The sequence below is a fragment of the Tissierella sp. genome (assembly GCF_052089545.1).
Taxonomy (GTDB): Bacteria; Bacillota; Clostridia; order Tissierellales; family Tissierellaceae; genus Tissierella_A.
This window is the reverse complement of sequence record NZ_JBQDAA010000135.1, coordinates 1-6,637: the sequence shown is the minus strand read 5'-3', so window position 1 is coordinate 6,637 and position 6,637 is coordinate 1. Positions and strand designations below refer to the sequence as shown.

Here is a 6,637-nt window from a genome sequence, read left to right as displayed (position 1 = left end):
CCTGTAGCCATAACAAGTAAGGCTTTTCTACGGCCTTTTTCATAGTCTTCTAAAACTCTAGTTATAGCTTCCTTTTGATAGGGTCTGTTTGTTATTTTATCCTTTATATGAGGATCTTTAAGAGGTTTTTTATTTCTTTTTTTAAAGTTTAGTGATTCTAAATCTTTTTTACTATATATACCTGTTATCTTTCTTTCTGGATAGGCTAAGTCATCCCATATATAATAATCTATTCCGTTAGTATAAAATATTACAGGTCTAATACCTGTCTCTATCTCTATAGCCTCTGCATACATCCTAGCTTGCACTTTTCCTATCCTTGGGCTAAGACTAGTTTTCTTAGCTTCCACTACAGCCAAAGGATTTCCATCATCTCCATAAAGCACATAGTCAACAAATCCTATGCCAGAAGAGTTGTCCATGTTTTTAACTTCTACTTCTTCCAAACAGTCTTTTCCTATTCTCCAACCACTAAGTTCTAGATTTAAATCCATATATCTTTTTCTAGTTTCAAACTCCGATATCTCATCTACCTTATATGTTCTTTTATTTTGATTTTCTTTACGCCTAGCCTTATTTTCTTTTCTAAGTTTTTCATTTTCTTCTATCATTTCTTCTAATTTTTTATCTTTTTGGCTGAGAACATCATATAATTCATCTGTTTCTTGGGCGGTCTTTTTCAATTGCTTGTTGTCACCTAATAGGTCTTCGTTGAATGCTCTTTCATCAAAGTCTAAAGAATAACAATAATCTATCCAAGAAGTAAAGGTAAAAAGATTTCTTAAAGAAAGAATAGCTTCTTCCTTTTTTACCGCCACAGTTGTATGGACAGCCTTATTACCAAGTTTATGGACATAGGAAAGTCTATCTATCATATTTGGCTCAAGTAAAAATTTAAACTCATGATTATATATTAAAGAAGCTAAATTGTCCTGATAGGGAACACGAAGTTCTCCATCATTTGCATAGACCCATTTTACAGCAAGTTCTAAAGCCCTTCTTGCAAAGGTAGCAGTAGCAGAATAAGATACATTCATAAGTCTTTCAGCCTCAATACAAGAATCTACAAACTCATCATATTTCTTTTCTTTTTTTAAATATTCAAAATTAGAAACCATAGAGTCACCTCCTATTAAAATAGTTGACCTTTAAAAGCTCTTTGCATTAGACTGTTATAGTTATCTTCCAGTAGTTTTAGTGAATCTTCTATTGCTCTCTTTTGGTTTTCAATTTCTTTGAATTTCTTTGCAAATTCAACTTGTAAACTTAATGGTGGATGCATTACCTGTAACTCTACTAAATTTCCCACATTTAATCCAGGTTGGGCAGCTCCTGTTGCTAACCTGTTTAGATTCATTTCTCTAAGCATTATATATAACCAAATAACATCTATTTCTAATGTTGGTCGGGTTACAATTGCATGCTCAGTTGCATAGAACTTATCTTCCGCAAATTGAACATTACCACATAATGCTCCTTGCCTTCCTATTAACGGATAGGAGCCATTATGTGTATATTCTTCTACATAACCTCTTAATCCATTTCCTCCATAGCAAGGATACATATTTCCCTTATTATAATCTGAGATCTGTGCAGCTTTGATAAATTTTCCAGCCTTTAGCTTGCAAAGTTCTCCTAACGGCACTTGATGAATATTTTTAGAATTAGTGATTGGATCACCAAACATATCATAAAAAACAGATTTTATTAAATCATCTAAAAGCTTTATCTGTTCCTTTCTTTTATCTATTAAAGATTGTGCTTGATTATTAGGTTTTTTACTCTTAAGTTCTGTATTCCAGTAGTTTTATTGTAATATTTAGTCATACCACCACGATTATAATTAAACATTAAATAATAAAATAAATACTTATTATATATAATATTTTCTTTTGATCTAAATACAGTTGTAAAGTTGTTACTTAAAAAAACTTCATCTATTTTATCATATAAAACTACTCTTCCTACTGGATACTTATCAGTACCCCCGGATTTTTCTACTAGGATATCTCCAAATATAAGTTTTTTCTGTTCTACTTTTGAAGAACTAATATTTCTACACACAATATTTTCATAATTTATAATTCCTTCATTTGTAAAGTTTGCAGTTCTTATAACCTTTATTATATTTTCATCTTCCTGTCCTTTTAATTCTGTACCCCATTCACCTGACATTGGTTTATATATTAATTCCTCAAGTACCTTTATATTCCATTCCATCCTACTTCACCAACTTCTCTATCTTATCTAGCCCATCAATTATATCTTCTTCTAACTTCCTTATATTTTCCAATATAAGATGTGGTTCATCATACTCCACTTCTTCATATACTATTTCCTTATACCTATTTATAGATAAGTCATAGTTGTTATCTACTATTTCTTTTTTAGGAACTAGGAAGGATTTTTCTGTTCTTTCTCTTGTCTCTTCATCTTCTCTCTTATGATATCTTTTTATAATATCTTCTATATCACTTTCTTCTACCTTTTCTCTTTTATCATCTAAGCTATATCCATCTGCTTCCATATCATAAAACCATACTTTGTCTGTTCCACCTATACCAGTCTTTGTAAATATAAGGATAGCAGTAGAGACTCCTGCATATGGTTTAAATACTCCACTTGGCATAGATATAACTGCTTCTAGTTTGTTTTTTTCTATTATTTCTTCTCTTATAGACTTATGGGCCTTTGTAGATCCAAAGAGTACACCATCTGGAACTATAACTGCACATCTTCCACCATTTTTAAGTATTCTAAGCATGAGTGATAGGAAGAGTATTTCAGTTCTTTTAGTGTTTGAAATTTTCAAAAGATCGTCAGCTACTGATTCAGCATCTAGTGATCCTTTAAAGGGAGGATTTGCTAGGACTAAAGTATAGTTTTCCCTGTCCTCATTAAGTTTTGAAAGCGAATCTTTATATGATATTTGCGGATTTTCCACATCATGAAGGAGCATATTCATTGTCCCTATCCTAAGCATGGTGCTATCCATATCATTTCCGTGAAACATTGTGTTTTGGTAATGTTCTTTTAGTTCTTCTGAGTTGAATAAATCTCCATGATTGTCTTTTAAGTACTCGCTAGCTCCAACTAGAAAACCAGATGTTCCACATGCTGGGTCAATTATTATATCTGAAGGAGTAGGTTCTACAAGCTCTACCATCATCTCTATAATGTGTCTTGGCGTTCTAAACTGACCATTGGTACCTGATGTAGAAAGTTTAGAAAGTAGGTATTCGTAAAGATCCCCCTTTACATCTCCTTTTAAAACTAAGCTATCTATTGCAGTTACTATTTTTTCTAACATTTGGGCTGTAGGGATTTGAAACATAGCGTCCCCCATATATTCAGCAAAGGAAGAACTTGATTGACCATTTAATTCTTTTATAAATGGAAATACTCCTTCACTTACTATTTCATACATTTTTTTAGATTCAAATTCTTTAAAGTTATGCCACCTTAAATCTTCATATTGAAATCTATTTTTATATTTATCTTTTATACCTTTAAATATTATATCCGGCTCTAAGCCCAATATATTAGCATTTGCTTCACTTGCTATTTGCTTGTCATCTAATGATTTTATAAATATAAGGTATGTAAATTGTTCTATTACTGTTAGTGGATTTGTAACTCCACCTGTCCAAAAGGTTTCCCATATTCTGTCTACTTTATTTTTGATTTCTCCTGTTAACATGATGTCAATTCCTCCAAATTTATATTTTACTATAAAAGATTATAAGTATGCTTTATTATAATACTTTGTCTATATAATTATATCATATTGAGATCCTTTTAATAGTCTCATAGACATATCTATAAAAAATGTTTTAATCGTTTAAATTTATTTTATCTATTACAATGAAATATGGGTATATTTTATTTTTATAAACATAAAAAACTAGATACCTTTTACAAGTATCTAGTAATTTTAATATTAAGCTTCAAACACATATCCATAAAAGTTATCTCCTAAGTCAAACTTATCTACTATTTTTAGTTCATTATCTCTAGCAAACTCTTCTAGTTCTTCTTTTGATATTTTTATTTCTATTGGAGGCCCCATTGAAGTATCTCTTTTGTGAAACTCTATTATCATAAGTTTTCCCTTTTCTTTTAGTATTCTTTTTATTTCACTTACCATAGTTTTTTTATCATCAATATGGTGGAGCACTGTTACCATTATAACTAAATCGCAAGTATTATCTAGCATGGGAAGTGTCGTAGACTTTACCTTTTTAACCTTTAAGTTTTTTAGTTTCTTTTCTTTTGTTCTATTATTTAATATCTCTATCATATCTTCTGATTTTTCTAGGGCGTATATATTTTCATTGCTTATCTTACTAGCTGGAATGGCAAACACTCCTGTGCCTGCTCCTATATCACAAAGAGTCAAACCTTCTTTAAATCCTGCTTTTTTAAGTGTTTCTATAGGACTAAGCTCTTCCAGTCTTTCTTTACTTTCAAACTTTTTTATTTTTTCATGAGTCATGAGGATTCTCCTTTCTCTTAACAATAAAGTCTTTTATTCTTAAACTAAAGATTAATCTATGGTAACAACTGGCTTTCCTTCTTTATCTAATAGTGGCGTAACTGCCATGCCATAACCTGCTGCATGGTAGAAATAGTTTACTCCAGTTTCTTTGTCTCTAATAATCTTATAAACTGTAAATTTTCCTTGTTCATAGGTAACTTCAAATCTGTCATCATATTTGTCGACTCTACCAAACATCCTATCCACTCCTTTATATTTATTTCTTTAATTATATCATATTGAAACTATGATTAAAGTTTCTTTAGGGTATCTTCAAATACTTTATAAGTATATAGAAAGTAAAGATTCTTTAGATAGCTTTTATATTATAATTTATTTATTAAAAAAGGAACCCATTAAATTTTAATTTAATGAATCCCTTGTCTTATTTTGATAGTGACATTATTTTTATTTAAAGCCATCTTAAGCCTTATACTGACCTGCTATAATAGTAGATTTATCTATATCTACACATGTGATTGATTTAGCATTTTCAAACAATCTATTACAATCTTCAGAAAGACGTATTAAAGTCATTTTTTTGCCTTTCTTCTTATATTTTTCTGCCATTGAATTTACAGCTTCTATGGCAGAGTGATCCATTACCTTAGCATATTTAAAGTCAACTATGACATTTTCTGGATCATTATCTATATCAAATAATTCCTTATAATTTAGTACAGATCCGAAAAATATCGATCCATTAATTTTATATGTTTTAGAACCATCTTCATTATTTTCTATATTTACATATATAACTTTTCCTTTTTCCCAAGCAAATATTAGTGCTGATATTATTACTCCTATGATTACTGCTGTTGCTAGATCTGCAAATATCGTAACTATACTAACAACTATTATAACTAAAATATCTTGTAAGGGTATTTTTTTACCATATTTTAAACTTTGCCATTCAAAAGTTCCTACAACAACCATAAACATTACTCCAACTAAAGCTGCCAGTGGAACTGCATTTATAATGCTTGAACCGAACATTATAAACATTAAGAGTGAAAATGATGCTACAAGTCCTGATAGTCTTGTTCTACCACCAGATTTTATATTGATAATAGACTGACCTATCATAGCATCTCCACCCATTCCACCAAAGAAACCATTTACTGTATTAGCTAATCCTTGAGCAATACATTCTTTATTTGTTTTACCTCTTGTATCTGTCATTTCATCAATTACTCTAAGTGTAAGAACTGCTTCTGTTAATCCAACAAGAGCTGCAATTGTAGCATATGGGGTTATAACTTTAAGCATATCTAAGCTTATCTTTATTTGTGGTATGTAAAACTTAGGTAGTCCACCTTTTAATTCCATACCTGCAAAGTCTTGTACATTTCTTAAATGGTATCCACTTTTATCTAAAACAACTGCGATAATTGTCATTATAATAATAGCTGCTAGACTTGATGGGATAGCTTTTGTAAATTTAGGAAAAAAATGAATAATTGCCATAGTAAATACTACAAACAAAAGCATTATTACCATATCTGCGGAAGACATCCAAACTTTATTTATCTTTTCAACACCATTTACCATTATTGTTTTATTTACTTTAAATAAAGCCCATTGTGATAAAAATATTACTATAGATAGTCCGTTAAGAAAACCTAACATAACTGGATAAGGTATGATCCTTGCATACTTACCTAACCCTAATAACCCTACTAGGATTTGAATGATTCCCATTAAAATTACAGTGGCAAAAAGATAATCCAATCCGTGTTGTGCTATTAGTGATGCAAATACAACTGATATTGCAGCTGTTGATGAACTTATCATACCAGGCCTTCCTGTAAAGGTAGCTGCTAAAAAGCCTATTATAACAGCTGTTTGTAAACTTATAATGGGACTAACTCCAGCAACAAAAGCAAAGGCTACAGACTCTGGTATAAGTGCTAAAGCTACAGTTATTCCTGCTAAAACATCCCCTCTAAAAAACTTTTTATTTCTTTCAAACATATTTGACAAACGCTCCAAAACATCTCCTCTTTCTTCTTATTATTTTTTAAACATAAAAATGCAACCTCCGAAATCCCTATGTGGTAGGATAGTTGTCGTAAACTAATAATAGTGTATAATTAAAAT

Annotated in this window: 7 protein-coding genes; all 7 read right to left on the bottom strand. The window is 30.5% G+C overall.

The genetic code is table 11. From position 1 onward, the window contains the following. On the bottom strand, nucleotides 1-1,118 hold a 1,118-nt coding region (locus ACTHW2_RS09500), incomplete at its 3' end, for a DUF4145 domain-containing protein (RefSeq protein WP_442263697.1). A 14-nt stretch (nucleotides 1,119-1,132) separates the two neighbouring features. After that, nucleotides 1,133-1,687, bottom strand: a complete 555-nt coding sequence (locus tag ACTHW2_RS09495) for a restriction endonuclease subunit S (RefSeq protein ID WP_442263696.1) — start codon at nucleotides 1,685-1,687, stop codon at nucleotides 1,133-1,135. A gap of 62 nt (nucleotides 1,688-1,749) precedes the next feature. Continuing rightward, nucleotides 1,750-2,220: a restriction endonuclease subunit S gene (locus tag ACTHW2_RS09490; RefSeq protein WP_442263695.1), complete on the bottom strand. Its 471-nt coding sequence runs from the start codon at nucleotides 2,218-2,220 to the stop codon at nucleotides 1,750-1,752. Nucleotide 2,221: 1 nt separating this feature from the next. Then, the gene (locus ACTHW2_RS09485) at nucleotides 2,222-3,700 is read right to left on the bottom strand and encodes a type I restriction-modification system subunit M (protein WP_442263694.1); all 1,479 of its coding nucleotides are present in this window, start codon (nucleotides 3,698-3,700) and stop codon (nucleotides 2,222-2,224) included. A 240-nt stretch (nucleotides 3,701-3,940) separates the two neighbouring features. Next, nucleotides 3,941-4,495 carry a class I SAM-dependent methyltransferase gene (locus ACTHW2_RS09480; protein ID WP_442263693.1) on the bottom strand — a complete coding sequence of 185 codons (555 nt, stop codon included), beginning with the start codon at nucleotides 4,493-4,495 and terminating at the stop codon, nucleotides 3,941-3,943. Nucleotides 4,496-4,546: 51 nt separating this feature from the next. Further along, the gene (locus tag ACTHW2_RS09475) at nucleotides 4,547-4,735 is read right to left on the bottom strand and encodes a DUF6440 family protein (protein ID WP_442263692.1); all 189 of its coding nucleotides are present in this window, start codon (nucleotides 4,733-4,735) and stop codon (nucleotides 4,547-4,549) included. A 225-nt stretch (nucleotides 4,736-4,960) separates the two neighbouring features. Then, a complete protein-coding gene (locus ACTHW2_RS09470) occupies nucleotides 4,961-6,529 on the bottom strand; it encodes a SulP family inorganic anion transporter (protein WP_442263691.1) in 1,569 nt (522 codons plus the stop codon). Nucleotides 6,530-6,637 lie beyond the last annotated feature (108 nt).

Excerpts from the sequence above, each read along its gene's own strand:
- ACTHW2_RS09490 (WP_442263695.1), bottom strand. The coding sequence starts at position 2,220 with ATGGAATGGAATATAAAGGTACTTGAGGAATTAATATATAAACCAATG.
- ACTHW2_RS09495 (WP_442263696.1), bottom strand. The coding sequence starts at position 1,687 with ATGTTTGGTGATCCAATCACTAATTCTAAAAATATTCATCAAGTGCCG.
- ACTHW2_RS09485 (WP_442263694.1), bottom strand. The coding sequence starts at position 3,700 with ATGTTAACAGGAGAAATCAAAAATAAAGTAGACAGAATATGGGAAACC.
- ACTHW2_RS09480 (WP_442263693.1), bottom strand. The coding sequence starts at position 4,495 with ATGACTCATGAAAAAATAAAAAAGTTTGAAAGTAAAGAAAGACTGGAA.
- ACTHW2_RS09475 (WP_442263692.1), bottom strand. The coding sequence starts at position 4,735 with ATGTTTGGTAGAGTCGACAAATATGATGACAGATTTGAAGTTACCTAT.